This window comes from Glutamicibacter sp. 363 (assembly GCF_052379505.1).
Classification (GTDB): domain Bacteria; phylum Actinomycetota; class Actinomycetes; order Actinomycetales; family Micrococcaceae; genus Glutamicibacter.
This window is the reverse complement of the sequence record NZ_JBQSYR010000005.1, coordinates 21,298-47,220: the sequence shown is the minus strand read 5'-3', so window position 1 is coordinate 47,220 and position 25,923 is coordinate 21,298. Positions and strand designations below refer to the sequence as shown.

Genomic DNA, 25,923 nt, shown 5'->3' with positions numbered 1-25,923 from the left:
GATGAGAGGATGACTGATTCTGTGCCACCACTCATTGACGCAAGGCACCTACTGGCGTACTTGGGTGACGTTCCATTCTTCTTCGGGCAACAACTTGCCAAGAACGACGAATCAGTGACTGACGTCGCCTTTGATGAAACTGCGAGTGTCATCTCGGGTACCGTCCTCGAAGATGGTCAGATGTTCTCCCCCACTCTCACGGTGATTCGCAGCGCTTCGGGCTGGTCCATCGACGCTTCGGACTGCAGCTGCGACAAAGGCTCGATCTGCCCGCATATCGCGGCGCTGTCGCTCACCGCCAATAAGATCGCCAAGCTGCCCCGCCCGGCGGTCGTTCAAGAGCAAAAGACCGTTACCGCTTGGTCCCAGCAAGTGAACACCTGGTTTGAAGAACCCGAGCCGGGGCCCGCAGACGGACTATTAGGGTCACCAAATGACCCGGTCGTGGCCATGGCCTTGCAATTCATGGTCTTTGATTCGAAAAATACCTCCCAGCAACAGCAGTGGATGCCTTCGGGAGCGGTCCCCCACCCGACGCGCAACAAACGCTTCCGTTTGGGTGTTCGCCCCATGGTGCGCAATTCCGAGGGACGCTGGGTTCGTGGACAGCTGCGCTGGACTACCATTGCGTTCAAGACCTACGGCTGGAATATGCTGCGCAATCAGCACCATTGGTTCACCCGTTTTGCTGCGCTAGCACGAAGCAACACTCAGCTGCAGTTTAAGGTCGACGAAGACTGGTTGTTCCTCGATGAGTATGCCTCGGATCTGCTCTGGCCAATGCTTGGCGAAGCTCAAGATCTTGGCATCGAACTGATTAGCACCCGCAATGAGACCAGCGTGAATATTGACCGCCAGTCCCGATTTGAGCTGCTCGCCGACCTCGGGCAGGACAAATCGCTCACCGTGGCTGGACATTTGAACATTGCAGGTCAGGGCCTAACACTCAACGCAGAGACTCCCAGTGGAACGATCGCGGACCACGGGTTCTACGTTGAGTTGGAAGCACCTGAACAAATCTGGTTGGCACCAAGTCAAGAGATAGTTCCCGCTCAGCACCGCCGCTGGTTTCAGAATCGCGAACCCTTGCAGGTTCCCGAAGATCAAATGCAGGACTTTTTCGCTGGTTCGTACGCGCGCCTTGCGCGCCGTTTCAATCTGCGCAGCATAAGCAAGGATCTGGTACTTCCCGCACTTGCCCCGCCGATGGTCCACGCCGAGGTGAAATTCATGCGTGAGGAAAAGGAAGATGGCAGCATCAAGGAATCTGCCACCATTGATTTCCAGATCCATTACCCGGGAGTGCCCAACGACCGCGAGGTCTATGACGCCCAGGCCGAAGATTCCTTGCGCAGCACGGTCAATGACGTCTTCGAGCGACACACAGGCACCAGCAACCACGACCTGGACTCGAAGTTCTTCTCCGGTGAGCATATGATTGTATTTGTTTCGGAGCTGCTGCCGGCCCTGCATGGCCTGTCCGTCATGAAGATCACCGAAGAAGGCATCCGCCCGGTTTACCGTCAGCTACGTGAACTTCCACGGCTGAAGATCAACGCGGTGAGCCACGAACGCAACGACTGGCTTGATTTGGGCTTGCTGATCGCCGTAGGCGACCATGAAGTACCGTTCTCCACCATTCTCGAGGCGCTCACCAGCGGTGCCATGAAGGTCAAGCTTCCGGATAACACCTGGTTCTCACTGGACCACCCGTTATTTGCCAAGCTGAAGTCGCTGGTCGATGAGGCTCAGGCGCTGAATGACAAACCCAAGGATGCCGACCTGAAGCTCTCGGTCTTCCAGGTCTCGCTCTTCGATGAATTTGATGAGCTTGCCGAGGGAATCGAAGGCGCCGACCTATTTATCGGGCGCATGCGTTCGCTCCTGCGTGTGGCCGAAGGTGAAGAGGCCGATGTGCCCGATACGCTCAATGCCACCTTGCGCCCGTATCAGATCGAGGGCTATCAATGGCTTGCGCGCCTGTACCGAGGCGGTTTTGGCGGCATTCTTGCCGACGACATGGGACTGGGAAAAACCCTGCAAACCATCGCGTTAATGCTTCACGCACGCAAACTCTGGGATGACCCGAAGCATGTGGCGCAGCTGCCGGCCGCTCAGCGGAACAGTGCTCCCTTCCTCGTCGTTGCTCCAAGCTCCGTTGTTTCCAACTGGGAGATGGAGATCAAACGGTTCGCTCCGAGCCTGAGCGTGATCACCGTTGAAGGTACCCTCGGTTCCGAACGCGAGCTGAACGAACTAGTGGCCAACTATGACGTCATCCTGACCACCTACACGCTGCTCCGGCTCAACGATGAGATGTACGAATCCCAGCGATTCGCTGGCCTGATCCTGGACGAGGCTCAATTCGTGAAGAATCGTTCGACCAAGGCCCATCGCAGCGCGGTGAATATCCAGACGAACTTCAAGCTGGCGGTCACCGGCACGCCAATGGAGAACAACCTCGCCGAGCTCGGCGCGCTGCTTTCGTTGACTTCTCCATCGCTGTTCATGAATACCAGCCGGTTCAACCGCCAGTTTGCCCGCCCCATTGAGGTGCTAGGCGATAAGGAAACCCTGAAGTTGCTGCAGCGCCGCGTGAAACCTTTCATGCTGCGCCGCACCAAGGAATCTGTCGTCTTGGATCTCCCCGCCAAGCAAGAACAGCAGGTCTTGGTGCGTCTGAGCGAAGAGCACCAGCATGTGTACGACACGCATCTGAACCGTGAGCGGCAGAAGATCTTGCACCTTGTTGAGGATCTGGACCGCAACCGCTTTACGATTTTCCAGTCGCTGACCCATCTGCGCATGCTTGCATTGGAACCTTCGCTGGTTGACCCGGAACTTGCCGAGATCCCGGGCTCTAAGTTGGAAGCACTCTTCGAACAGCTTGAGGATGTGCTTAGCGAACAGCACCGAGCCTTGGTATTCTCGCAATTCACTTCCTACTTAAAGGTCCTTGCGGCAAAGTTGGAAGCACGAGGTATTCCGTACGTGTATCTGGACGGCAACACACGCAACCGTGCGAAGGTCATTGAGCAGTTCAAGGACGGGGAGGCACCGCTGTTCCTGATCTCGTTGAAGGCCGGCGGTTTTGGCTTGAACTTGACCGAAGCTGACTACTGCTTCTTACTTGATCCTTGGTGGAATCCTGCCGTAGAAGCGCAGGCGATCGACCGCACCCACCGAATCGGGCAAACCCGCCAGGTGATGGTTTACCGGATGATTGCCCAGGGCACCATCGAAGAAAAGGTTGTTGCTCTCCAAGAGTCCAAGCGGAAGCTGATCTCCACGGTTATGGACGAAGCCGATGGATTCTCCAAGGCTTTGACGGCTCAGGATATTCGCGGGCTGCTCGAATAACAGCTTTATTACATCTGCGCTGTTTGACGGGCTTTTACCAGCGAATCGCGCTATATTCAATATGTCTAGTTGCGTGTTCTCTGCCACACTGAGCGCAGGCAAAGAGGCAAGCCCCGGAGGTCTTCTCCGGTGGCACAACGCAAGATGAAGGCGGTTATAACCGTGTCCCTGATTAAATCGGAGACTCTGAGTACACCGAGTGACGACTGGATGAGCGCATCGGTGAGCACTGAACGAGATCGTGTGGTGATTGAAACCGAGCAGGAGCGTCTGTCTCTGGACAATGAGCGGCTCTTGGAAAAGGTCCGGCGAGTTATCGCTTCGCCGCTCGAGGAAATTTTCTATAACCCAAAACACCGGATGCTATTGATACCTGGTGCTTTCGCGGTCATCGGCTCCTCGTTCTTGAGGGTCGACACGGACGCAGCTGCTGGCCTACGCGGCTAGGACATAGTCCGAGTACAGGTAAAGCCCCACGGAATCGAAAACCGATGCCATGGGGCTTTTTCGCGTCTGCGAATTTCCTAAGGCTTAGAGAGCCGCGAAAACTTCGCGCAACAGGACGGCAGCCTCCGAAGGAGTCTTGCCTACCTTCACACCAGCAGCTTCGAGAGCTTCCTTCTTGGCCTGAGCGGTACCTGCCGAGCCGGAGACGATGGCGCCAGCGTGGCCCATGGTCTTGCCCTCAGGAGCGGTGAAGCCAGCCACGTAGCCAACAACTGGCTTGGTGACGTTGGCCTTGATGTAGTCGGCTGCGCGCTCTTCAGCGTCGCCGCCGATCTCGCCGATCATCACGATGGCCTTGGTCTCTGGGTCAGCTTCGAAAGCGGCCAGGGCGTCGATATGGGTGGTACCGATGACTGGGTCACCGCCGATGCCGATGGCGGTGGAGAAGCCCAGGTCACGCAGTTCGAACATCATCTGGTAAGTCAGGGTGCCGGACTTGGATACCAAGCCGATTGGGCCCTTCTTGGTGATGTTGTTCGGGGTAATGCCGACCAGTGCTTCACCTGGGGTGATGATGCCTGGGCAGTTAGGGCCGATGATCCGGGTGATCTGGTTTCCGTCGGCGTCAACCTTCGACTGCGCCAGCGCCCAGAACTCGGCCGAGTCCTGCACTGGAACACCTTCGGTGATGACTACGACGAGGCCAACCTCGGCCTCGATAGCTTCAACGACGGCGTCCTTGGTGAACTTAGGTGGCACGAAGACGATCGATACGTCTGCGCCGGTCTCGGCCTTGGCCTCAGCCACGGTGCCGTATACCTTGATGTCCTGGTCACCGTGGGTGACGGTGGTGCCAGCCTTGCGGGCGTTGACGCCGCCGACAATGTTGGTGCCAGCCTTGAGCATCAGGGCGGTGTGCTTGGTGCCTTCGCCGCCGGTGATGCCCTGGACGATGACCTTGGAGTCCTTGTTCAGGTAAATGCTCATTGTTCGCTTATCCCTCTTACTTCGCTGCGTTGGCGAGCTCGGCAGCCTTATCGGCGCCCTCATCCATGGTTGCTGCCAGGGTCACCAATGGGTGGTTGGCATCGGCCAGGATACGACGACCCTCTTCAACGTTGTTGCCATCGAGGCGAACAACCAGAGGCTTGTTGGCGGAATCGCCCAAAGTGTTCAGCGCGCCAACGATGCCGTTTGCGACTGCGTCACACGCGGTGATGCCACCGAAGACATTCACGAAGACTGATTTGACCTGGGGGTCGTTCAGGATGACGTCCAGGCCGTTGGCCATGACCTCGGCAGAGGCTCCACCGCCGATGTCTAGGAAGTTAGCTGGCTTCACGTTGCCGTGATTTTCGCCAGCATAGGCCACAACGTCCAAGGTGGACATGACTAGACCTGCACCGTTGCCGATGATGCCTACTTCGCCGTCCAACTTGACGTAGTTCAGGCCTGCGTCTTTTGCCTTTGCTTCCAGCGGGTCGGCTGCGCCCTTGTCCTCAAGCTCTTCGTGAGCTGGGTGGCGAACCTCGGAAGCGTTCTCGTCAAGGGAAACCTTGCCATCCAGTGCAACGATGTCACCGGCACCGGTCTTCACCAGTGGGTTCACCTCAACGAGGGTGGCGTCTTCTTCCTTGAAAACTACCCAGAGCTTCTGGATGGTATCTGCGACCTTTGCGCGCAGTTCTTCAGGGAAATTGGCCTCGGCGACGATCTCAGCAGCCTTGGCAGCATCGATGCCTACCAATGGGTCAATGGAAACCTTTGCCAGTGCGTCCGGACGCTCGACTGCGAGCACCTCGATTTCCATGCCACCTTCTACCGAGCACATGGCCAGGTAGTTACGGTTTGCACGGTCCAACAGTACCGAGAAGTAGAATTCCTCGGCAATGTCGGCGCCCTGGGCGATCATGACCTTGTTGACGGTGTGGCCCTTGATGTCCATACCGAGAATGTTGGAAGCGTGCTCGAAAGCCTCATCTGCGGTCTTGGCAACCTTAACGCCGCCAGCCTTACCGCGGCCACCAACCTTGACCTGAGCCTTAACTACTACAACGCCGCCAATCTTCTCAGCTGCGGCCTTGGCTTCTTCCGGGGTGTAAGCGACGATACCGGCAAGCACGGGAACCCCGTGTGCCTCGAATAGATCGCGCGCCTGGTACTCATACAGGTCCACGGGTTTGTGTCCTTCGTTCGAAGTTCATGCTGACTCGCGGCATGGCCATAAATCGAAATCCATGCCACGCCCTAGAGAGCGCAACGTAACTATCGGCAGTCATACGGCGCCGTAGCCGTGCGCACCTCTCAGACTATCCCTACTTTTACAAACTTCCCACTTTTACAGGCTGTAGAGAACCGTTGGGCAGCCTGTCGACGGTTTCAAGAAACCTCAAAGCGCGCGCCAAAGAATCTCCGGTTAGTCAACCATTTCTAATGGCGCGTAACGCAATAGGAGCCGTTTTTCCGAGTCAGCAAATTGCACTTTTGCAACCGTCTTATCACCGACACCTTCGATCGCGATAACAACGCCCAAGCCAAAGCCAGAATGTTTCACGTTTTGGCCAACCTTTGGAATGACAATTTCTTTGTTCTGCTGCACGCGCTGCTTGGCCACCGGAGCTGCGTTATGCCCACGAGATGCAAAATTCGAAGCATTGCCGGCACCCCAATGAGATCCACGGTCATACCGACTCGTGGCGAAATTCACCGTTCCGTTACTCGCACCCCACCCCGAAGGCGTGCCTCCTTCCCGCTTCCAGTCCAACAGGTGGGAAGGAATTTCGTCGAGAAACTGACTCGCAGGGTTATATTGCGACTGTCCCCACAAGCTACGCTGTTCGGCTCGCGTCAGGTACAACCGTTCCCTAGCCCGAGTAAGCCCCACATACGCTAAACGTCGTTCCTCGGCCAATTCCTTCTCGTCCGTCATGGAACGCTGGTGCGGAAAGACTCCGTGTTCCATGCCGGTCAGGAACACCACCGGGAATTCCAGCCCTTTCGCGGTGTGCAGCGTCATTAGCGTGACCACACCTTCACGAGCCGCCATTTCTGCGCCTTCGCTATCTGTAGGCGCCTCGGGAATCTGATCTGCGTCGGCCACCAACGCCACGCGCTCCAAGAACCCTTCCAGGCCCCCCTCCGGCTCATCAATCACATAGTCGCGGACCACCGCAACGAGCTCAGCAAGGTTTTCTACCCGGGACTCATCCTGCGGATCACTCGACGCTCGAAGAACTTCGAGGTATCCGGTCTGCTCCAGTACCGCTTCCAGCGCTTCGGCCGGGCCGGAGCCTTCTGCAACAGTCTTCAAATCGTCCATCAAGGACACAAAAGCTGCGGTCATCTTGATGCCACGAGTGCCTAGACCTGGGGCTTCATCGGAACGGCGCAACGCTTCCATAAATGAGATCCGGTCGCGTTCGGCTAGCGCTGCTACCGCTCCTTCGGCTCGGTCGCCGATGCCGCGTTTGGGCTCGTTGAGGATGCGGCGAACGTTAATGTCGTCTTCGGGATTCACCAAGGCTCGCAAATAAGACAGCGCATCTTTGATTTCCTTGCGGTCGTAGAATCGGGTGCCGCCAACCACCCGGTACTTTAAATCAACGCGCATGAGCTGCTCTTCGAGCGCTCGGGACTGTGCGTTGGTGCGATAGAAAATGGCTACATCGCCCGGTCGCACGTCTTCTTCGCCATTGAGCCGAAGGATCTCCTCCGCGATCCAGCGCGCCTCGTCCCCCTCGGATTCTCCCACGTAACCGGTGATCTGGTCGCCGTCCCCGCTGGCCGTCCAAAGGCGTTTGTCGTTGCGGTCCGGGTTGCGTTTGATCACTTCGTTCGCTGCCGAGAGGATGTTCTGGGTGGAACGGTAGTTCTGTTCGAGTTTGATCGTCGCGGCGTCTGCGTAATCCTTTTCGAATTCCACAATATTGCGAATATCCGCTCCACGAAACGCATAAATCGACTGATCAGAGTCGCCGACTACCGTTAGTTCTCCCGGCCGGGTCAGCCCATCGGGTCCGGTTAATTCTCGGACTAAGGAGTACTGCGCGTGGTTCGTATCCTGATACTCGTCAATCAACACGTGGCGGAAGCGACGGCGATAGTTGTCCGCCACCGCTGGGAAGGCCCGAAACATGTAAACGACCTGCCCAATCAGGTCGTCAAAGTCCATCGCATTCGCCGCGCGCAGCCGTCGGGTATAGCCTCGATAGACCTCTGCCACGGACCGCGCGAATGGATCATTGGTGTTCATGGTGGAGGCGAAATCTTCTTCGTCGATAAGTTCGTTCTTCAACGACGAGATCTTGTGGGCGATGGCCTTGGGCGTGAACCGCTTCGGATCAATATCCAACCCCTTGGCAATAAGCGTAATCAAGCGCAGGGAGTCGGCCGAATCATAGATCGAGAAGTTCGACTTCAAACCGATAGTTGCAGCCTCACGGCGCAGAATGCGTACGCAGGAGGAGTGGAAGGTGGAGATCCACATCTTTTTTGCCTGATCTTCACCGATCAGTTCTGAAGCGCGCTCACGCATTTCCGCAGCGGCTTTGTTGGTGAAGGTGATAGCAAGAATTTCGTGCGGTCGGGCCCGTCCGGTAGCTAGCAAATACGCAATGCGATGAGTCAGCACGCGGGTCTTACCAGAACCAGCACCAGCAATGATCAAGAGCGGGCCGCCGTGATAACGAACTGCCTTGTCTTGCTGTTCGTTCATCCCCAGCAACAGTTCTTCGGGCGTCGGTAAAGTGCGCTGTGCCGGCTCCGCGGCGAAGTCATCGTTAAGGAAATCCATGGTAATGCCAGTCTACGTGGGCTCTGCGACGGTTTCGCAGACCTACCCGGCATAATGGAAGGTATGGCAAAGAACGTTAAGAAAAGCAAAGAGTATCGCAAGCCAGCGCATTTCCAGGATGAGCAGGCCAAGAAGCTCGGTCAAGGACTGCGGGATTCTGCGCAACAACGTGAATCTACTTCCAATCCGATGCTGTTGATCTCGGCAGGGTTGGTCACGTGCGTGTTCCTCTTTGTGTACTACCACCTGCTCACGATGCACCAGATGACCGACCTCAGTAACGGGTTATCCATGCCAGATCAGCGCGTCTTCGGCTACACGGTTTCGGATATCGAAGCGCTACGTGCAGCCATGGATTCGGATGCCACCGGACAGCTAAATTACCTTCACAAGACCGCCGGACTGCTGTTCCCGTTGCTGACCGGGCTGTTTTCCATGCTGATCTTCATTCGCTGGATTCCCAACCGTCAGATGCGTTGGCTGGCGTGGCTGGCACCCTTGCTGTTTGCGGTGACCGACTTGTGGGAGAACTTTGCCATTGATTCGCTCTTCGGCGCGGAACTCAACGAAAGCACCGTCGTGCTCGCTTCAATCCTGACCACGATCCGGTGGGCCACGCTTTTCATCACGGCCGCGCTAGTCTTTGGCTTGGCGGCTCGTCGTGCGAACAAAGCGATGATTAAGAAAATGGCTGAGATTCGACAGCATTCATCCTGACAAATTCATCATCAACTTCCTAGTAGGATAGTGTTGATGGCGCGCCTAGCGCCTGCGCCCCTGTAGCTCAGTAGGATAGAGCGACCCTCTCCTAAAGGGTAGGCCGTCGGTTCGATTCCGGCCAGGGGCACCAATAAAAAGTTGAGGTCCCGCTTCTACCGGAGCGGGACCTCAACTTTATATTGATCATGTCGAACGACTTACCGCAGTAGCAGTGCGGTAGCCTTCGGCGAGAGCGAGGCATCCATGACGACGCACGCGCCACCGATGGCGCCAACCTGCGAGCCAAGGCTCGAGGTGCGGGTACCGACCTCGTGGACTGCACGTAGCCCGAAGCGACGCTGAACGGCTTCATCGACTTCATCAGCGACGAGCTCGCGAACCTTGTCCCACTGTGGACCGCCGAAGACGATCTCGCGGACGTCCAGCGCATTGGCCAGCTGTCCGGCGACTTCACCCACCCGAATCATCGATTCAATGATCAGTTCCTTGGCGACGGCGTTGCCTTCCAGCGCAAGTTCGGTCAGACGGTTGATACCCTCGGAGCGCTGCTCCGGGCCCATGATTTCATAGGCCGGCAGTTCCAGCCCGCGTTCCTTAGCCTGGGCAGCCATGAACTCGTAGGAGGTGCCTGCAGCCAAGCAATCGTCGGCACCGCACTCTTCGCATGCGACGGCCTTGCGTCCGGTGGAGTAATGCCCAATTTCACCAGCGTTGTTGCTCGAACCGTGGTGGACTTCGCCGTCGATCACGATACCTGCACCGAAGCCGTGGCCGCAGTATACGAAGACGAAATCATCTGATTTCTCTTCCTTGGACTGCCAAAGCTCACCGACCGCAGATGCGATGGTGTCCTTTTCGATGATTACCTGCAAGCGCAGCAGCTTACGTAGTGGGTTGACCAGCTCTACATCTGCCCAGCCATCGAGCAGCGGTGGGTTGAGCACCACACCGTCTTCGACGTTAACCGGTCCGGGTACGGCAATGCCGACACCGACGATGTGCTTTTTCGGCACGCGAATCTCGGAAATCAATTCCTTGACCGTGTCTGCCATCAGCTGGATGGTCTCCGTGGCTACTTCGAGATTCGGTACATCGATACTGCGCTCACGCAATACTTCGCCGCGCAGGTTCATGGCCACGAAGGTCAGCACGCTTGGGTCAAGATGGATGCCGATGGACACTAATCGGTTTCCCTCTAGCTCCAGAACGGTTCTCGGCTTACCTGGACCGGACACAATGGTTCGGTCTTCGCGAACGATGCCATCGTCAAGAAGACGACGCACGACGTTTGAAATTGTCTGTGGTGAAAGTCCAGTCGAACCTGCGAGCTCCACACGGCTGATGCCGTCCGGGGCTCGTCGGATGGACTCAAGGATAACCGCCTGGTTAAAATCGCCAAGGCGGCCTAAGTTTGTTCCCCGTCGCATTAAAGCTCCATAGATCTATAAATTTGATGGATCGATCTCTCTATTCCAACATCCGGCCAAGACGTCGTCGTACGATCTGAAACTGCGAGTTCTCTAATCACGACGTTACTCAACTAAAAACGTTGGAGATCCAATAATGCACGTTACCATTCGTCACGAGTTTTCACACGCGATATTGTGTTTTGGTGATGAAAAATTTAACTATCTCGGCAGCGTGTTTAATCAACGATCAGGGACAAATTCTTCTTGTTCGGAAGCGTGGGACTTCAAAATTCATGCAACCCGGCGGAAAACCAGAAAAGGGCGAGACACCCTTAGAGACCGTGATGCGCGAGGTACATGAGGAATTAGGAGTGAAGTTCGAGGAAAAAGACTTTGCAGAGTACGGCCAATGGCTTGGACCGGCGGCCAACGAAGCAGACACCTCGATACAAGCCTATTTGTTCGGCGCAAGATTTAACGGTTCCCCCAAACCACTAGCCGAACTCGAAGAGCTAATGTGGATCCACCCCCACGAAGCCCTATTGCGTGATGACATCGCCCCACTATTACGCCAGCACGTATTGCCTACCCTTCTTGCTCGGAGAAACGCACCCCACTAATGAGCAGATATGCAGAAAAGTTTGTCACGTGGCTATGAGGGCCGACCTCGAACTATTTTCAATGGTGTCCGCGGCCGGCTCTCTGGTATCGCCACGAGTTCCGCATAGCGCAGGAGCATGGCGCAAAAACTGCTTTAGTTACGATCCGGTTCCTGGACCGAATTGAACTGAGTTTCATAGAACTTTGAGTACGCGCCTTGTTTGCTTAGCAAGCTCTGATGCGTTCCACGTTCAACGATTCGTCCACCGTCGATCACCAAGATTTGATCCGCTTGCCGGATCGTTGAAAGCCGATGGGCAATGACCAATGCCGTGCGGTTTTCCAGCGCTTGGGACAGCGCCAGTTGCACAGCAAGTTCGCTGCGTGAATCCAAAGCCGCAGTTGCTTCGTCGAGAATGACCAGCCCCGGATTGGCCAGAATCATCCGGGCGATCGTCATGCGTTGGCGTTCTCCGCCAGATAGCCGGTATCCGCGTTCCCCAACCACCGTGGCAAGCCCGTCCGGGAGGGTCTCGATTTGGGTCCGCAACTGCGCGTCTTCCAATGCCGCCCATAATTGCTCTTCGCTGGCGCCAGGGTTTGCCAGCAACAAATTAGAGCGTACGGTCTCGTGCAACAGGTGCCCGTCTTGGGTGACCATTCCCAGTTCTCCATATAGGGATTTGAGGGTGATATCACGCAGGTCGTGTCCGTTGAGCGTGATAGCACCGCCACGCACGTCGTAGAGCCGTGCAAGTAGCTGCGCGATGGTCGATTTACCAGCGCCGGAAGAGCCAACCAACGCGACGGTGTGACCGGGCTGAATCTCGAAGGAAATATCGTGGAGAATCTCCTCGCCACCGCGTTTATCTAGCACCGCAGTATCTTCCAGCGAAGCTAGTGAAACTTCCTCGGCACTGGGGTAAGCGAAGTTCACCTTATCGAATTTCACTGCCACAGGTTCTGCTGGAAGCGCTATCGCGTTCGGAGCGTCTTTGATCAGCGGTTCAAGGTCTAGCACCTCAAACACCCTGTCGAAGCTAACTAGCGCACTGGTGATCTCCACGCGGGCGTTAGCAAGTCCCGTAAGCGGCGTATACAGGCGGATAATGAGCATCCCGAGTACTACCACGTCACCTGCCGCCATCTCGCCACGCAAGGCATAGAATCCGCCCAGTCCGTACACAAGGGCCAACGACAGCGCCGCGACCAGCCCCAGCACCGTCACAAATGCGAATTGCCGCATGGTCATCTTGATGCCGATGTCGCGTACTCGCGCAGCCCGCAAACCGAATTGCTCGGATTCTTCATTGGGACGCCCGTAGAGTTTGATCAGCGTAGCGCCTGGTGCCGAGAATCGTTCGGTCATCTGGGTGCTCATTGAAGCGTTCAGGTCTGCCGACTCCTTGCGCAGCCCAGCAAGAGACTTTCCGAAGCGTCTTGCCGGCAGCAGGAACAGCGGGAAAAGGACCAGCGCCAGGATCGTGACCTGCCAGGAGGTAGTGAGCATGACGATAGCGGTCAGGATCAGTGCAACGGCATTTGAAACGATTCCGGACAAGGTTCCTGCGAAAGCCGCTTGAGCGCCGATAACATCTGAATTGAGCCGGGAGGTCAGTGCTCCGGTGCGGGTTCGTGCGAAAAACGCGATGGGCATCTTCTGCACATGGTCAAATACCTTGGTGCGAAGATCAAAGATGATTTGCTCACCGAGGTTAGAGGACTGCCAGCGTACGAGCATCGCGAATATTGAATCGAAAACGGCGACTATCACCATAACGATCGCCAAGTTCCGCACGGTCTCCCAGCTGCCTTGCGCCACGATTGCGTCAACGACTCGTCCGGCAAGCACCGGAGTGATGACAGCGATTGCCGCTGACAATACAGAGAAAATCACGAAGACTATCAGACGTGCTTTATAGCTGAGTGCGAAGTCAAAAACCCGCCGCGGGGTCTCTGGACGATATGCACGTCGCTGTTCGCTCTTTGAGAGCTGCCACAGCGTACTCCACGCCGCGCCTTCCATACTCACGAGTTACCTCCGTGATTTGTTCAGATTAGTACTAACGTCTCAACATCTCACGGAGACCGATTATTTCCTAGCTGGCATGAAGGTATTGAGCCCATGAAGAATCAATATGGTCAAGTCCGGAAACCAGGTGCCCTCCCACCCGTGGCTGATGCGGCGTGAGCAACAATTGCCATCCCAATTGCGAGAGCATTTTGTCGGCCTTACGGCTGTTGCACGACAAGCAGGCCGCCACGAGGTTCTCCCAGGTGTTCTGCCCGCCTCTGCTGCGCGGGATTACGTGGTCGATGGTGTTGGCGGTCTTTCCGCAGTAGGCGCAGCGGAAGTGGTCTCTACGAAGAACGCCCCTACGGGTCACATGGTTCATGTTCCTGTAGGGGCGTCGCACATATCGTTTTAACACGATCACGGTGGGGCGCGGTAAGTCTCCGTGCGAGCTGCGCACGGGTGACTCATGATCTTGCAAAATGATTGTTGCTTTTTCGGCAAGCACAAGGAGCAAGGCGCGACGGAAAGTCACCACCGCTAATGGCTCATAACCTGCGTTCAAAACCAACGTTCTCATTCGCATACTTCCTTTAATGAGCTTGTGTGCATCACTAGAAGTTGATGACGACGAGCTCGTCGCAGTTAGTTCTCTTGCCGTTAGCCTATGCGATATATTGCCGATTTGGCTTCAAGATTAGGAAGATATTCGCTGATTTTCATCGCGAAGTAGCCCGTAGTTCACCCGGTTAAACGACCATTGGCCACCGAACATTACGTTCGATGGCCAATGGGAGCAGGCTGCTTAGCCAGCTAGAGTGTAGTAACCGTACATCGGGTTGCGGCTCACCGAGTGGATCATGGTATCCACGGTTGGGTTCTGCGCGCCGATCATCTGGCCCCCACCTAGGTAGATGCCTACGTGGCCGCCACCGTTCTGGAACACCAAGTCGCCCGGCTTCGGGCTGCTGGTGCGCTTGAACTGGCCGGATCCGAGGATCGCGGAGGTGCCACGAGCAATGTTGATGCCGTGCTGCGCGTAGACGTACTTCACGAAGCCAGAGCAGTCCCAGCCGCTGGGAGTATTTCCGCCCCAGACGTATGGAACACCCGAGTACTTCGAAGCCGTAGCTGCGATACCGGTGAGGTTCTTGCTCGGGACCGAGGATTCCTGCTTGGTGGATTCCTTCTTGGTCTCAGTTGGCGCGCTCTGCTGGCCATTGCCGCCGCGGTTCTGGCGGGTCATTGGTGCCATGGAGTCCGAGCTGCCCGAAGAATCGGAGTTGCCCGAGTTTTCGCGAGTGGTTGGCTCGATATCATCAGCGACAGCGATAACGACCGGCTCGGGCTTTGGCTCAGCAGTGAAGCTGGCGCGCTCGATCTCGACGTTATCCGCCTTCTTGGTGGATACCTTGACTGCCTTGACAGCAACGCGTTCCGGGTTGATCGTGTCAACCGGGGAAGCTGATACGTCACGTGGGGCGGTTGCCTGACCTGGTACGCCCAGGGTGACGATCAGACCGGACGCAGCAGCAACAACGGCTGCCTGACGTCCGACCGAGCCTGCATTCGAGGACACTGCCTGCGAAATGCTAGCAAGTGGGTTGGTACGTGCTGCTGGGGCGCGGTGGCGTCCCGGCGCTTGACGCTTGGTCACAATAAAGCCTCTCCTTGATACCTACGAGGTAAGCTGTCGGGTTCGAAGTGGAGTTACCTCGGTGGAGTTGAAGTTTCCTTCTCTTCCACTTAACCCCTAGGGTTGTTAGCCAAAACTAACGACCCGATGTTGGTTCCCCCGTCACTGCCGTACGAGTTGTGTATAACTGCTCATTGCGCGTTGGCAGTGCTCGGTTCGCACGCAATGTTGCTCAAGGATTCCCCTTGGCACGCTGTTTAGCCTATAGGACTATCTTTCAAATGTCACGTTTTGATCACGGTAAGGTGACGAACGTCGTTATAACCAGCCGGCAGGGTCTTTGAACTGGCCGTCGACAATTACTTCGAAATGCACATGCGGCCCGGTGGAATTACCGGTGCTACCGGCCAAAGCGATGACATCGCCGCGCTTGACGGTGTCGCCCACGTTGACTAGTAGTTGCGAGTTGTGGCTGTACCCGGTTTCCAGGCCGTTTCCATGGGCCAAGGTGACCCGCTGACCGGAATGACCTGCCCATCCGGAGACTGTGACCTTGCCCGATGCTGCGGCGTAAACTTTTGTGCCGCTCGGCACACCGTAATCTGTGCCACTGTGAATCATGAAGCCGGCGCCGGTTGGGTTCTTGCGGTGCCCGAAACTTGAGGTGATGCGGTTACTGTCCACCGGACGCTCGAGCAATCCACCGGTCGAACCGACCTTCTGAATGTCCCCACCGGAAGCGGTGAGGATTTCAGAGAGCTTCTCTTCGTTGGCCACCTTGGGGTTGATGTCGGACTTCAAAGCCGCACGCTGCACATCTAAGCCAGCATCGCTTGGAGCCTTAACATCGACCACTGCGGAAGTTGCGGTGCGCTGCGCACCCGCTACCACCGGACCCTCTTCAGGCACGGCGCTACTGAGCTGCGGAGAAACCGCAGCTAGTGCCAAACCCGATACCGCGGCAACGGCAGCGATCTTGTGGGTAAACCCAAGTCGTGAAGTCTTTTTTGGTGAAGCACGAAGGCTCTGAACGAGCTCTTCATTACTTGCTACTACGCCTTCAGGTGCAACAACGGGCTTTGCTGTAGGTAGGGCAATGACGTTTCCGTCAACATCCTGGGTAGCAAGAGTTTTCTGCGTTGGCGCAATGCCGTAACGCTGACCAGACTCAAAGCGGCGCCCGACATAATCGGCGCAAAGCGGCTCTGGAACTGCTACTGCTTCGACAGCGGCTGCGCGTGATGCGCGGCGGCCAACGGATCGTTCTGTGGCGGCCGCTGCGATCTCAGTGATCGCATCGATCTCGACGTCTGCGGCACGGCGTCGACCCGTCGTCCTGGTTTCTGCCAAAACATTCCTCTCATATCTACACCTGCGAAGTTAGCTGTCGGGTTCGGCCCTGAGATTGGTCCGGTCCTGCCTGTTGGCATGACTTCACCCCAAGACGAAGTATTCGTCGAATGAGTGGGTTCCCCGCTATTGCCCTTAAAAATCATTTCGCATCCAAGAGGCAGGACAATACTCGGCGTTTGCACTCTTGGAATCGGCACCAGTTAAACCACTGGCGCCCTTTGATAACCCTACCGTTCGATCGGAAAAGTTACAATTTCGTTACCTTATTTAGTGCGTACGAAAACGTGCGCACTGACTTCGACTGGCAGTTCTAGCGCACCTTCGACACCTTGCACGCGAACCACGACGTAGTCATCTGCGCGCTCTAAGCTAACGATCGCACCGGGCCGAATTCCGCCTTCATTCAGTTGTCCGAGCAGGATTGGGTCGGTCTGGATCGGCTCTGCGAGACGCTCAATGGCCACCGGGCCAATGTTTCCGGAGAGCAACGCGTTATCTAGATTCTCGACCTCATGTGAGATTTCGGTTACTTTGGGCCCCCCAAGGACTTCAAGCCCAGGAATTGGGTTGCCGTACGGAGAGACCGTGGGCTTGCCCAGCAGGTCGTATAAACGTCGCTCTACACGCTCGCTCATCACGTGTTCCCAGCGGCACGCCTCGTCATGGACATATTCCCATTCAAGACCGATCATGTCCGATAGCAAGCGTTCGGCCAGTCGGTGCTTGCGCATCACGCCTGTTGCTAGTTCGTGACCCTTCTCGGTTAAGGCAAGGTGACGGTCGGTAGAAACCACAACCAGACCATCGCGTTCCATTCGAGCGACTGTCTGCGACACTGTGGGGCCAGAATGCCCCAGACGTTCTGCGATTCGCGCGCGCAAAGCCACGATCTCCTCTTCTTGAAGCTCAAGAATGGTACGCAGGTACATCTCGGTTGTATCAATTAGGTCAGACACGTTAGCCACTCCTGGAAGTCACAACAGTTAGGTTCGCATAAGAAATCGGAACGTCAGTATGCAACTCTACTTGGTATAGCCACAATCCCAGCGACGGCCTCGTAGTTTGCATGTCGTAACCGACGGTCTCGTTTTTCTCTCATCTCCCGCAGTTTGCGAAGATGTTAACTGAAACGTCTTAACTATCCTGAACTATTCCTTCGCGCTCGCGATCAGTCGGGAAGTCAGCACCTTCAATCAAAACGCTATTAGAGGAGCGAGATGAGCACCGGCATCAACATTCCAAGGAACCTTCTGCCCGCCGACGGAAGATTCGGCGCAGGACCATCCAAGATTCGCCCCGAGCAAATTCAGGCAATCGCCGACGCAGGTGCCGACCTATTAGGCACCTCCCACCGTCAGGCGCCGGTCAAGAACCTGGTTGCCTCCGTGCAGGATGGCTTGAAGGAAATGTTTAGCGCACCTGAGGGTTACGAGGTGCTTCTGGGAGTTGGCGGCGCCACCGCTTTCTGGGACGCCGCAGCATTCTCCCTAGTACGCAATAAAGCTCAGCACTTGTCCTTTGGTGAATTCGGCTCGAAGTTTGCCAACGCTACCGACAAGGCCCCCTTCCTTGCGGCCTCCTCGATTATCACCTCCGAGCCTGGTTCGGTTCCGAGCCCGGTTGCCGAAGCTGACGTGGATCTCTATGCCTGGCCGCACAATGAAACCTCCACCGGCTCCGCTGCCCCGGTCAAGCGCGTTCCGGGTGCCAACGAAGATTCACTGATCGTCGTTGATGCAACGAGCGCCGCCGGCGGCTTGGATGTAGATCTGTCGCAGACCGACGTGTACTACTTTGCCCCGCAGAAGAACTTTGCTTCCGACGGTGGCCTCTGGGTTGCGTTCGCCTCCCCCGCAGCAATTGCGCGCATCGAGGAGATCGCAGCGACCGATCGCTGGATCCCAGACTTCTTGAATCTGAAGACTGCGCTGGATAACTCGCTGAAGAACCAGACCTACAACACACCGTCATTGACCACCTTGGTGACCCTCGATGCGCAGATCAAGTGGATCAACTCCAATGGCGGCCTGAAGTGGGCAGCGGCTCGCACCGCCGAGTCAGCTGGCCAGATTTACGCGTGGGCCGAGGCCTCAAAGGTTGCCACGGCATATGTAGCCAACCCGGATCACCGCTCAAACGTTATCGCCACGATCGACTTCGACGATTCGGTGGACGCCACGGAAATCTCCAAGGCGCTGCGCGCCAACGGCGTGGTGGATGTTGAGCCATACCGCAAGCTCGGCCGAAACCAGCTGCGTATCGCGACCTTCGTGGCTATCGATCCGAGTGATGTCGCGGCGCTGTTGAAGAGCATTGATTATGTCATCGAGCAGCTCTAAATTCTGATCGAGCAAAAGCGATCCGCGGCTTCACCCCATTAGGGCGAAACCGCGGATCGCTTTTTCTTTTCTAAAGCCTTGTTTCGCTAGCTTTCCTTGCGTGTCCGGTTACGCTGGGCTGCGCGGCGACGAGCCGCCGTGCGTTGCGCGGTGCGTCGGCGACGCACCTGACGGCGTGCAGGGGTTTTGATTCCCTGTTCGGACGTCGCTTCCGGTTCGCCGGTTGCTTCGTGTTCGTCTGTGGCAGTGGTCGACTCCGTCACGTCCTCCTGGGTTTCGTTCCCAGCAGGTTCGGCAGCGGTGTTCTCTGCGCCGGAGTTCTCAGTTGCGGTCGCACTAGGGCCGGGTTCATCCTTGGGCTCATTGGCCTCGGCTTCCGCCGCCTCGATTTCTTCTTTGACTAAGCGCTCAGCCCACGGGACCCACGCCGGTGCAAGGAGTGCGTCTTCACCGGCAACTATGCCAGCTTCGCAAACGGTTAGATCTTTAGCTTTTGCTCGTGGCACCCGTGCGATTGTCGCGAACCAAGTCCAGCCCCGATAGCCCCTTTTCTGGGAGACAAATCGATGGGTGACTAATCGTTCACCTTCGGGCGTGGCTCCGAGATACTCACCGATCTCCGTTTCTGCCGCGATCTCGATGAGTGCGTTGCGCGCAACATCAACCGCTTCCGCGAGGGTGGTGTCTAACTTGGGTTTACGGGCCATTATTTAAACGTCCAGATCATCGGCTACCGCGCGTAGCACGGTAGCAACCTTTTTGCCGTGTGCTTGTTCAGGATATCGCCCCTTGCGCAAGGTGTTGGATACCTGATCAAGAACCTTGATCAGGTCTTCGATCATTGCAGCTTGCTGTTCGGGGTTCTTCCGTTTGGCGCGAGCCACCGACGGAGCTTCCTCTAAGATGCGCAGGCTCAGTGCCTGAGGACCCCGGCGGCCTTCGGCCACGCCAAACTCCAGGCGTGTGCCCGGGCGTAGATCATGAACGCCTTCCGGCAGCGCCGCGGCGTTCACGTAAATCTCTTTACCATCTTCGGTGGTAATGAATCCGAAGCCCTTGGCCTTTTCGTACCACTTAACCTTGCCGCTAGGCATGATCCCTTACCTCGTTCGTTTCTCGTGCTGCAGCGCATATCAGTGCAACTAATTTACTTCACGCTACGCCTTTTCATATCTCCGGATCCATGGAGCATTCATCCGGGTCGTGCATTTACTTCTACCGGGTGCTCAACGTACGGATTCGAATTAAGTCGAATACCTTAGATTATGACACCTTGAGGCCCGCAACTTCACCTTGAGTCACGGCGGCTGCATTAGAAGCGCTGTATCGTTAATAGCCGTGAGCGCTTCATCGATTACCTTGACCGTCATTTCCCGCACCGCAATTACACTCGCGGTCCTCTCGGCATTGTCCCTCGCGGCGGTCCTCGTGTTGTATTTTAAGGAAATTTCAATCCCGCCGATCATCATGGCATTCGGCGTTTTCGGCTTGCCTCTCGCCTTCATCCTGGCCGGCGTGGTCATCATCGGTAACATCCGAAAACGCCGCAACGGCTAGCCCTCTCTCCCAGACGGCTCTCAGTCGACTCCCAGCCTTCGCGTGCACACTGGGTTTATGAGTGCAAAAACCCCAGAGGCCAAACTCCTTGTCGTGGATGACGAACCAAATATCCGCGAACTTCTATCAACTTCCCTGCGATTCGCCGGTTTCCAAGTGGTCGCCGCAGCCAACGGCCGCGAGGCTCTCGCAGCCGTCGAAGCAGAAGAACCAGATCTCGCGGTTTTGGACGTCATGCTTCCAGACATGGACGGCTTCACCATCACCCGCAAGCTACGCGCTGCCGGTCGGCACTTCCCCGTGCTGTTCCTGACTGCTCGCGATGACACCAGCGACAAGGTCACTGGATTGACTGTCGGCGGCGATGATTACGTGACCAAGCCCTTTAGCCTCGATGAAGTTGTCGCCCGCATTCGTGCGGTGCTACGCCGCACCGCGACGGGCGAAGAAGAGAACGCCACCATCGTGGTCGCCGACCTAGAACTTGATGACGACGCACATGAGGTGCGGCGAGCAGGCGAGGTCATTGATCTATCTCCTACCGAATTCAAGCTGCTGCGCTACCTGATGATGAATCCGAACCGCGTACTGTCCAAGTCGCAAATCCTGGACCATGTCTGGGAGTACGACTTCAACGGCGACGCTTCGATCGTTGAATCATACATTTCCTATCTGCGTCGCAAGGTTGACCGCCCCGAGTGGCCTGCCCTGATTCAGACCAAGCGCGGCGTCGGTTACCTGATGCGCACCCCGGACCGCCGCTAGGGCCGATGCCGCTTGGCGGCCCAAGGGATTGTAAAGTCATTACATGCAGGCATTTAGAACGCTGTGGCGTCGCACTTCGTTGCGCACCAAATTGGTGATGCTGATGTGCGCGCTGATGATCTGCGGCGTCGGCGCCACAGCGTTCGGCTCCGCACACACACTTCGCATCTCGATGACCAACCAGATCGATGATCAGCTCAACGTTGCTGGCCCCACCATGGGCTTTGGCCTGAACAAGGCCTACCAGTATTCCTTGGACAATGATCAATCTGGCAGAAACGCTGGCATCGATTCAACGTTGCTGGGGTTGAACCGCTCCTATGCGGACATTCGAGATATAAACGGCAAGATCGTCTACATCATGCCTCGAAGCCGGGTTACCCCCGGTAACACCAGTGACACTCCTCTACTCGCCCCAACGCAAATGGCGGAGCTGGCTAAGACACCATGGGCACCGGTAACCATTCCGGGCATCCACTCCGGCTCGGCCGGCTGGCGTGCCATGATCGTTCCGCTGCCTACCAGCGAGATGAATGTTTTCATTGCGCTTCCGTTGGAAAACGTTAATGACACGGTTCAAAAGACCGCTATCCTCGTCTTATCTACCGGCCTGTTGGCGACCTTGCTCATGTCAATGATCGCCTACGGATTAACCTCCCGGTCATTGCTTCCGCTGATCCGCGTTGAACGCACCGCAGCCATGATTGCCGAGGGAGATCTGTCCCAGCGTGTACGCAATTATCCGCCGGAGACCGAAGTCGGCAGACTCTCCCGCTCCTTGAACGCAATGCTTGCACAGATCGAGCGGGCCTTCCGCGACCGTGAGGCCTCGGAAAACAAAATGCGTCGCTTTATCCAAGACGCCTCTCATGAGCTGCGCACCCCCCTGGTGACCATCCAGGGCTATTCGGAGTTCTACCGTCATGGGGGACTTGCCGACTCCGAAGCTCTGGATTCAGCTATGGGACGTATCGAAGCCGAATCCAAACGCATGGCTCACCTAGTCGAAGACCTGCTTATGCTGGCCCGGCTCGATGAGCAGCGCCCCCTCGAAAAGCAATCGGTGGACCTGCTGGTACTCGGACAGGACGCGGCCGAGGACACCAAGGTCCGAGCGCCACTACGCAAAGTGACCTTGGTCGGATTGGACACCAAGTCCCCTTCTCCAGCCAGCACGGTCGGCGACGACGCGCGCATCCGCCAAGTCATTGCCAATTTGATCACCAACGCACTGCGCTACACCCCCGAAGACTCAGCTATCGAGATCGCCGTGGGAGTTCGTTCCCTCGTGGCAGGTGCCATGGATGCGGTGCTCGAGATTCGAGATCACGGACCGGGCATTCCAGAGGATGACGCAAACCGTATTTTCGAGCGCTTCTACCGCACCGACAGCTCGCGTCAACGCGAAACCGGTGGCTCGGGCCTAGGGCTTGCGATCGTCGCCGCGATCGTCCAGCAGCACGGCGGCTCGGTTGCTCTGAGCGAAACTCCTGGCGGAGGCGCGACCATGGCCATCTGCCTGCCTTATGTGCCGCTACAGGAGCCTCGTGACCTCGAACAGCAGGACGAGGACTAGAACCCGCGTTTATTGTTGTCCACAGCGTGTGAGAGCTTCCCGTTGCGCTTATTCTGCACGCCCTATGGTGATCTCATCTATCGGATCTCCCCGTAAGGCAGGATCACCCAATGAGTACCTTTTCAACCAACACCGGCGAAATGCAGGTCAAGTCGCAGGCAGTCATGAACACCATCGACAGGTTGCGTTCGGAAGTTTCCACGATGCAGATGAATCTGGATCAACTTCAAAGCACCTGGCAGGGCTCGGCCGCCGCTTCCTTCCAGTCGATAGTGGCCGAGTGGCGAAGCACCCACGTACGCATCGAAGAGGCCTTGAGCAGCATCGCAACGGCGCTAAACCATGCGTCTATGCAGTATGAAGAAGTCGAACAGGTCAACACCTCGCTGTTCCGCTACTGAGCAGTTGGTGCGGGTCTCTCGGTACGCTTAGATTATGAGCATACTGATCGACCCGCCACGCTGGCCCGCTCACGGGACACTCTTTTCCCATTTAGTCTCCGACACCTCAGTGCTGGAGCTGCACCAGTTCGCCAGCCGTCTGGGCATCCGGCAAAGAGCTTTCGACAGAGACCACTACGATGTGCCGCAGGAACGCTACGAAGAGTTCGTGGCGGCCGGAGCCCAGGAAGTCTCTGGAGGCGACTTAGTCCGCGCCTTAGTGCATTCCGGTCTTCGGATCCCTGCCCGGTTCCGCCCCGAACGGCTCAATCCTGCATTGCTGAAGCGTTGGGAACGGACCTTGTCCGGGCAACGGGCCTTGGCCGAAGAATTATTGCTTCGTTGGAGCCAGGAGCACCGCCGCTACCACGATCGGGTTCACCTGCTCGCGGTCCTTGAGGCATTGGACTGGCTCTGCGGCACACAGGTTGAGCCGCAGGATCGGCAAATATTGGAGTTGGCTGCTTGGTTTCATGATGCCGTCTACGAGGGCACCGCCGAGGACGAATTAGATTCTGCGAACTTAGCAGCGCGCAGCTTGCATGGGCTGATTACCGATGAGGCTCTTGCCAAGGTTCAACAATTGATTCTGCTGACCATCGAGCATCGACCTGCCGAAGGCGATCTGCTCGGAGCGTTGCTCAGCGACGCAGACCTAGAGGTTTTGGCACGACCAGCCAAGGCCTATCAACGCTATGCCCAGGCTATCCGGGACGAATACGATCATGTGCCGGCGGCGGACTTTGCCCGAGGCCGAGCAAGCATTCTTCGTGAGCTCCTGCGTAAAGACCGGCTGTATAACACCGCGTCTGCTCAGGAGCGCTGGGAAAAGCAAGCACGGGCGAACCTCGCGGCCGAGCTTGACCGGCTCCATGCGCAGGCCTAAGAACGCTCAAACGCAGCAAGCTTGACGGTTAACGGCCCGAGGGCCTGCTTCGTAGTGAAGCAAGCCCTCGGGTTCAGGTTCTCCTGCGAAACAGGCGCCTGGGAAGTACGGAAGCTTAGAAGCCGCCCATTCCGCCCATGCCACCCATGTCGTCGCCACCTGGCATGGCAGCGCCAGCAGGAGCTGGCTTATCTGCAACGACTGCCTCGGTGGTGAGGAACAGACCGGCGATAGATGCAGCGTTCTGCAGTGCCGAACGAGTCACCTTCACTGGGTCATTGACGCCGGCTTCCAACAGGTCAACGTACTGACCGGTGGCAGCGTTCAGGCCGTGGCCAGCTGGCAGGCCCTTGACCTTGTCAGCGACTACGCCTGGCTCCATGCCGGCGTTCAGTGCGATCTGCTTCAGTGGAGCTTCGATGCCAACACGAACAATGTTCGCGCCGGTGGCTTCGTCGCCTTCCAACACAAGCTTGGCGAATGCTGCGGCGCCTGCCTGAATCAGAGCCACGCCACCACCGGCGACGATGCCCTCTTCAACAGCTGCCTTAGCGTTGCGCACAGCATCTTCGATACGGTGCTTGCGCTCCTTGAGCTCCACCTCGGTTGCGGCGCCGGCCTTCAGCACAGCGACACCACCGGAAAGCTTTGCGTGGCGCTCCTGCAGCTTCTCGCGGTCGTAATCCGAATCGGTGTTCTTGATTTCGGCTGCGATCTGCGCCTTGCGGCCCTCGATAGCGTCGGCGTCGCCGCCGCCTTCAACGATGGTGGTCTCGTCCTTGGTGATAACGACCTTGCGGGCGGTACCCAGAACTTCGAGGCCAACAGTGTCCAGCGACAGGCCGATTTCCTCGGAAACAACCTGACCACCGGTCAGCAGTGCGATGTCGGTCAGCATTGCCTTGCGACGATCGCCGAAGCCTGGAGCCTTGACTGCTACAGACTTGAACAGGCCACGGATCTTGTTCAGGATCAGGGTGGCCAGTGCTTCGCCCTCTACGTCTTCGGCGATGATCAGCAGCGACTTGTTCGACTGCATGACCTTCTCCAGCAAGGAAACCATATCCTTGACCGAGGAGATCTTCGAGTTGACGATCAGGATGTACGGGTCTTCCAGCACGGTCTCCTGACGCTCAGCGTCGGTGACGAAGTATGCGGAGATGTAGCCCTTGTCGAAGCGCATGCCCTCGGCCAGCTCCAGCTCAAGGCCGAAGGTGTTGGACTCTTCTACGGTGATAACGCCCTGCTCGCCAACCTTGTCCAGTGCTTCGGCGATCAGTGCGCCGATTTCTGGATCGCCAGCGGAGATCGAAGCGGTAGCAGCGATCTGCTCCTTGGATTCGATCTTCTTAGCAGCAGCGAACAGTTCGGCGGTGACGGCTTCTACAGCCTTGTCAATGCCGCGGCGTAGCGCGATTGGGTCGGCGCCGGCAGCAACGTTGCGCAGGCCTTCCTTGACCAGAGCCTGAGCGAGCACGGTAGCGGTGGTGGTGCCATCACCGGCGACGTCGTCAGTCTTCTTGGCAACTTCCTTGACGAGCTCGGCACCGATCTTCTCGTATGGATCCTCGAGCTCGATTTCCTTGGCGATGGACACACCGTCGTTGGTGATCGTGGGTGCGCCCCACTTCTTCTCCAAAACAACGTTGCGACCGCGTGGGCCCAAGGTCACCTTAACGGCGTCCGCCAGAATGTTCAGGCCGCGCTCAAGTCCGCGGCGTGCTTCCTCGTCAAATGCAATCATCTTGGCCATAGTGGCTTTCGGTCCTTTCGGGGACGATTTTGCGAAAATGCAACCGACAGACAGCGCCCGCGACGGACGAGCACACCGTTGCCGGCATCGGGCCGACAATTCGGATTAGCTCTCGCTATCTGAGGTATTCTTCACGCTCCGTGCGTTGAGCAACCGCCGAGACGAAAGGGTTCGATTCTAAAACGAACAACCGATCGGCATTAGCAGTCGTAACGCATGAGTGCTAATACAAATATTGGCACTCTCGCATGGCGAGTGCAAGCTGATCGGCTGTGA

22 protein-coding genes, 1 tRNA gene, 1 pseudogene and 2 riboswitches are annotated in these 25,923 nt (G+C 56.9%); of the genes and pseudogenes, 11 read left to right on the top strand and 13 right to left on the bottom strand.

The window, feature by feature from the left end:
• Positions 1-9 precede the first annotated feature (9 nt).
• Both ACT3UA_RS04380 and ACT3UA_RS04375 read left to right on the top strand, forming a co-directional pair.
• Positions 10-3,360, top strand: coding sequence for a DEAD/DEAH box helicase (locus tag ACT3UA_RS04380; RefSeq protein ID WP_096289179.1), 3,351 nt, complete (start codon positions 10-12; stop codon positions 3,358-3,360).
• Positions 3,361-3,489: 129 nt separating this feature from the next.
• Positions 3,490-3,807, top strand: a complete 318-nt coding sequence (locus ACT3UA_RS04375; RefSeq protein ID WP_096289181.1) for a hypothetical protein — start codon at positions 3,490-3,492, stop codon at positions 3,805-3,807.
• Positions 3,808-3,891: 84 nt separating this feature from the next.
• On the opposite strand, the gene sucD is transcribed toward ACT3UA_RS04375, so the two are convergent.
• The 3 genes from sucD to pcrA form a co-directional block, all read right to left on the bottom strand.
• Positions 3,892-4,794 (bottom strand): succinate--CoA ligase subunit alpha, encoded by a 903-nt coding sequence (gene sucD, locus ACT3UA_RS04370; protein ID WP_096289183.1) that lies wholly within the window; start codon positions 4,792-4,794, stop codon positions 3,892-3,894.
• A 16-nt stretch (positions 4,795-4,810) separates the two neighbouring features.
• Positions 4,811-5,983: an ADP-forming succinate--CoA ligase subunit beta gene (gene sucC, locus ACT3UA_RS04365; protein ID WP_444615642.1), complete on the bottom strand. Its 1,173-nt coding sequence runs from the start codon at positions 5,981-5,983 to the stop codon at positions 4,811-4,813.
• Positions 5,984-6,223: 240 nt separating this feature from the next.
• Positions 6,224-8,599, bottom strand: a complete 2,376-nt coding sequence (gene pcrA / locus ACT3UA_RS04360; protein WP_444615641.1) for a DNA helicase PcrA — start codon at positions 8,597-8,599, stop codon at positions 6,224-6,226.
• Between the two features lie 63 nt (positions 8,600-8,662).
• On the opposite strand from pcrA, the gene ACT3UA_RS04355 reads away from it, so the two are divergent.
• Together ACT3UA_RS04355 and ACT3UA_RS04350 are read left to right on the top strand one after the other, a co-directional pair.
• The gene (locus ACT3UA_RS04355; RefSeq protein ID WP_096289189.1) at positions 8,663-9,316 is read left to right on the top strand and encodes a hypothetical protein; all 654 of its coding nucleotides are present in this window, start codon (positions 8,663-8,665) and stop codon (positions 9,314-9,316) included.
• Between the two features lie 56 nt (positions 9,317-9,372).
• Positions 9,373-9,449 (top strand) — tRNA-Arg (locus ACT3UA_RS04350).
• A gap of 67 nt (positions 9,450-9,516) precedes the next feature.
• On the opposite strand, the gene ACT3UA_RS04345 is transcribed toward ACT3UA_RS04350, so the two are convergent.
• Positions 9,517-10,500, bottom strand: a complete 984-nt coding sequence (locus tag ACT3UA_RS04345; protein ID WP_444615651.1) for an ROK family protein — start codon at positions 10,498-10,500, stop codon at positions 9,517-9,519.
• A gap of 81 nt (positions 10,501-10,581) precedes the next feature.
• Positions 10,582-10,746 (bottom strand): annotated as a pseudogene (locus tag ACT3UA_RS04340) (winged helix-turn-helix transcriptional regulator); the annotation flags it as partial.
• 188 nt (positions 10,747-10,934) lie between these two features.
• On the opposite strand from ACT3UA_RS04340, the gene ACT3UA_RS04335 reads away from it, so the two are divergent.
• Positions 10,935-11,348, top strand: coding sequence for an NUDIX hydrolase (locus tag ACT3UA_RS04335; protein ID WP_176484314.1), 414 nt, complete (start codon positions 10,935-10,937; stop codon positions 11,346-11,348).
• 134 nt (positions 11,349-11,482) lie between these two features.
• On the opposite strand, the gene ACT3UA_RS04330 is transcribed toward ACT3UA_RS04335, so the two are convergent.
• The 5 genes from ACT3UA_RS04330 to ACT3UA_RS04310 all read right to left on the bottom strand — a co-directional run bounded on the left by ACT3UA_RS04330 (position 11,483) and on the right by ACT3UA_RS04310 (position 17,287).
• Positions 11,483-13,360, bottom strand: a complete 1,878-nt coding sequence (locus tag ACT3UA_RS04330; RefSeq protein WP_444615640.1) for an ABC transporter ATP-binding protein — start codon at positions 13,358-13,360, stop codon at positions 11,483-11,485.
• Between the two features lie 67 nt (positions 13,361-13,427).
• Positions 13,428-13,922 (bottom strand): HNH endonuclease, encoded by a 495-nt coding sequence (locus ACT3UA_RS04325; RefSeq protein WP_105554213.1) that lies wholly within the window; start codon positions 13,920-13,922, stop codon positions 13,428-13,430.
• Between the two features lie 225 nt (positions 13,923-14,147).
• Positions 14,148-14,999 carry a C40 family peptidase gene (locus ACT3UA_RS04320; protein WP_444615639.1) on the bottom strand — a complete coding sequence of 284 codons (852 nt, stop codon included), beginning with the start codon at positions 14,997-14,999 and terminating at the stop codon, positions 14,148-14,150.
• A gap of 3 nt (positions 15,000-15,002) precedes the next feature.
• A riboswitch (cyclic di-AMP (ydaO/yuaA leader) is annotated at positions 15,003-15,172 on the bottom strand.
• Between the two features lie 124 nt (positions 15,173-15,296).
• Positions 15,297-16,328, bottom strand: a complete 1,032-nt coding sequence (locus tag ACT3UA_RS04315; protein WP_444615638.1) for a M23 family metallopeptidase — start codon at positions 16,326-16,328, stop codon at positions 15,297-15,299.
• A gap of 2 nt (positions 16,329-16,330) precedes the next feature.
• Positions 16,331-16,490: riboswitch (cyclic di-AMP (ydaO/yuaA leader) on the bottom strand.
• 104 nt (positions 16,491-16,594) lie between these two features.
• A complete protein-coding gene (locus ACT3UA_RS04310) occupies positions 16,595-17,287 on the bottom strand; it encodes a metal-dependent transcriptional regulator (RefSeq protein WP_096289201.1) in 693 nt (230 codons plus the stop codon).
• A 261-nt stretch (positions 17,288-17,548) separates the two neighbouring features.
• Here ACT3UA_RS04310 and serC point away from each other — a divergent pair, with 261 nt between their 5' ends.
• Positions 17,549-18,670: a phosphoserine transaminase gene (gene serC / locus ACT3UA_RS04305; protein ID WP_444615637.1), complete on the top strand. Its 1,122-nt coding sequence runs from the start codon at positions 17,549-17,551 to the stop codon at positions 18,668-18,670.
• 86 nt (positions 18,671-18,756) lie between these two features.
• Here serC and ACT3UA_RS04300 read toward each other — a convergent pair whose 3' ends face one another.
• Together ACT3UA_RS04300 and ACT3UA_RS04295 are read right to left on the bottom strand one after the other, a co-directional pair.
• Complete coding sequence (locus tag ACT3UA_RS04300) at positions 18,757-19,377, bottom strand: DUF3027 domain-containing protein (RefSeq protein WP_444615636.1); 621 nt, start codon at positions 19,375-19,377, stop codon at positions 18,757-18,759.
• Between the two features lie 3 nt (positions 19,378-19,380).
• The gene (locus tag ACT3UA_RS04295; RefSeq protein WP_096289207.1) at positions 19,381-19,764 is read right to left on the bottom strand and encodes a cold-shock protein; all 384 of its coding nucleotides are present in this window, start codon (positions 19,762-19,764) and stop codon (positions 19,381-19,383) included.
• A 244-nt stretch (positions 19,765-20,008) separates the two neighbouring features.
• On the opposite strand from ACT3UA_RS04295, the gene ACT3UA_RS04290 reads away from it, so the two are divergent.
• From ACT3UA_RS04290 to ACT3UA_RS04270, 5 genes are all read left to right on the top strand, one after another.
• A complete protein-coding gene (locus tag ACT3UA_RS04290; protein ID WP_141393626.1) occupies positions 20,009-20,227 on the top strand; it encodes a hypothetical protein in 219 nt (72 codons plus the stop codon).
• Positions 20,228-20,284: 57 nt separating this feature from the next.
• Positions 20,285-20,992, top strand: a complete 708-nt coding sequence (locus tag ACT3UA_RS04285) for a response regulator transcription factor (RefSeq protein WP_096289209.1) — start codon at positions 20,285-20,287, stop codon at positions 20,990-20,992.
• 43 nt (positions 20,993-21,035) lie between these two features.
• Complete coding sequence (locus ACT3UA_RS04280; RefSeq protein ID WP_444615635.1) at positions 21,036-22,568, top strand: sensor histidine kinase; 1,533 nt, start codon at positions 21,036-21,038, stop codon at positions 22,566-22,568.
• Between the two features lie 110 nt (positions 22,569-22,678).
• Positions 22,679-22,969: a WXG100 family type VII secretion target gene (locus ACT3UA_RS04275; RefSeq protein ID WP_096289213.1), complete on the top strand. Its 291-nt coding sequence runs from the start codon at positions 22,679-22,681 to the stop codon at positions 22,967-22,969.
• A 34-nt stretch (positions 22,970-23,003) separates the two neighbouring features.
• Entirely contained in the window at positions 23,004-23,894 is an 891-nt protein-coding gene (locus ACT3UA_RS04270) for a DUF4031 domain-containing protein (RefSeq protein WP_444615634.1), read from the top strand.
• Positions 23,895-24,009: 115 nt separating this feature from the next.
• Here the strand turns inward: ACT3UA_RS04270 and groL are convergent, their stop codons facing one another.
• A complete protein-coding gene (gene groL / locus ACT3UA_RS04265; RefSeq protein WP_444615633.1) occupies positions 24,010-25,647 on the bottom strand; it encodes a chaperonin GroEL in 1,638 nt (545 codons plus the stop codon).
• Between the last annotated feature and the right edge of the window lie 276 nt (positions 25,648-25,923).

Bases quoted from the DNA above. Each gene is read 5' to 3' on its own strand.
- ACT3UA_RS04275 (WP_096289213.1), top strand. From the start codon at position 22,679: ATGAGTACCTTTTCAACCAACACCGGCGAAATGCAGGTCAAGTCGCAG.
- ACT3UA_RS04295 (WP_096289207.1), bottom strand. From the start codon at position 19,764: ATGCCTAGCGGCAAGGTTAAGTGGTACGAAAAGGCCAAGGGCTTCGGA.
- ACT3UA_RS04280 (WP_444615635.1), top strand. From the start codon at position 21,036: ATGCAGGCATTTAGAACGCTGTGGCGTCGCACTTCGTTGCGCACCAAA.
- ACT3UA_RS04335 (WP_176484314.1), top strand. From the start codon at position 10,935: ATGAAAAATTTAACTATCTCGGCAGCGTGTTTAATCAACGATCAGGGA.
- ACT3UA_RS04355 (WP_096289189.1), top strand. From the start codon at position 8,663: ATGGCAAAGAACGTTAAGAAAAGCAAAGAGTATCGCAAGCCAGCGCAT.
- pcrA (WP_444615641.1), bottom strand. From the start codon at position 8,599: ATGGATTTCCTTAACGATGACTTCGCCGCGGAGCCGGCACAGCGCACT.
- ACT3UA_RS04325 (WP_105554213.1), bottom strand. From the start codon at position 13,922: ATGAGAACGTTGGTTTTGAACGCAGGTTATGAGCCATTAGCGGTGGTG.
- ACT3UA_RS04380 (WP_096289179.1), top strand. From the start codon at position 10: ATGACTGATTCTGTGCCACCACTCATTGACGCAAGGCACCTACTGGCG.
- groL (WP_444615633.1), bottom strand. From the start codon at position 25,647: ATGGCCAAGATGATTGCATTTGACGAGGAAGCACGCCGCGGACTTGAG.
- sucD (WP_096289183.1), bottom strand. From the start codon at position 4,794: ATGAGCATTTACCTGAACAAGGACTCCAAGGTCATCGTCCAGGGCATC.
- serC (WP_444615637.1), top strand. From the start codon at position 17,549: ATGAGCACCGGCATCAACATTCCAAGGAACCTTCTGCCCGCCGACGGA.
- ACT3UA_RS04270 (WP_444615634.1), top strand. From the start codon at position 23,004: ATGAGCATACTGATCGACCCGCCACGCTGGCCCGCTCACGGGACACTC.
- ACT3UA_RS04300 (WP_444615636.1), bottom strand. From the start codon at position 19,377: ATGGCCCGTAAACCCAAGTTAGACACCACCCTCGCGGAAGCGGTTGAT.
- ACT3UA_RS04285 (WP_096289209.1), top strand. From the start codon at position 20,285: ATGAGTGCAAAAACCCCAGAGGCCAAACTCCTTGTCGTGGATGACGAA.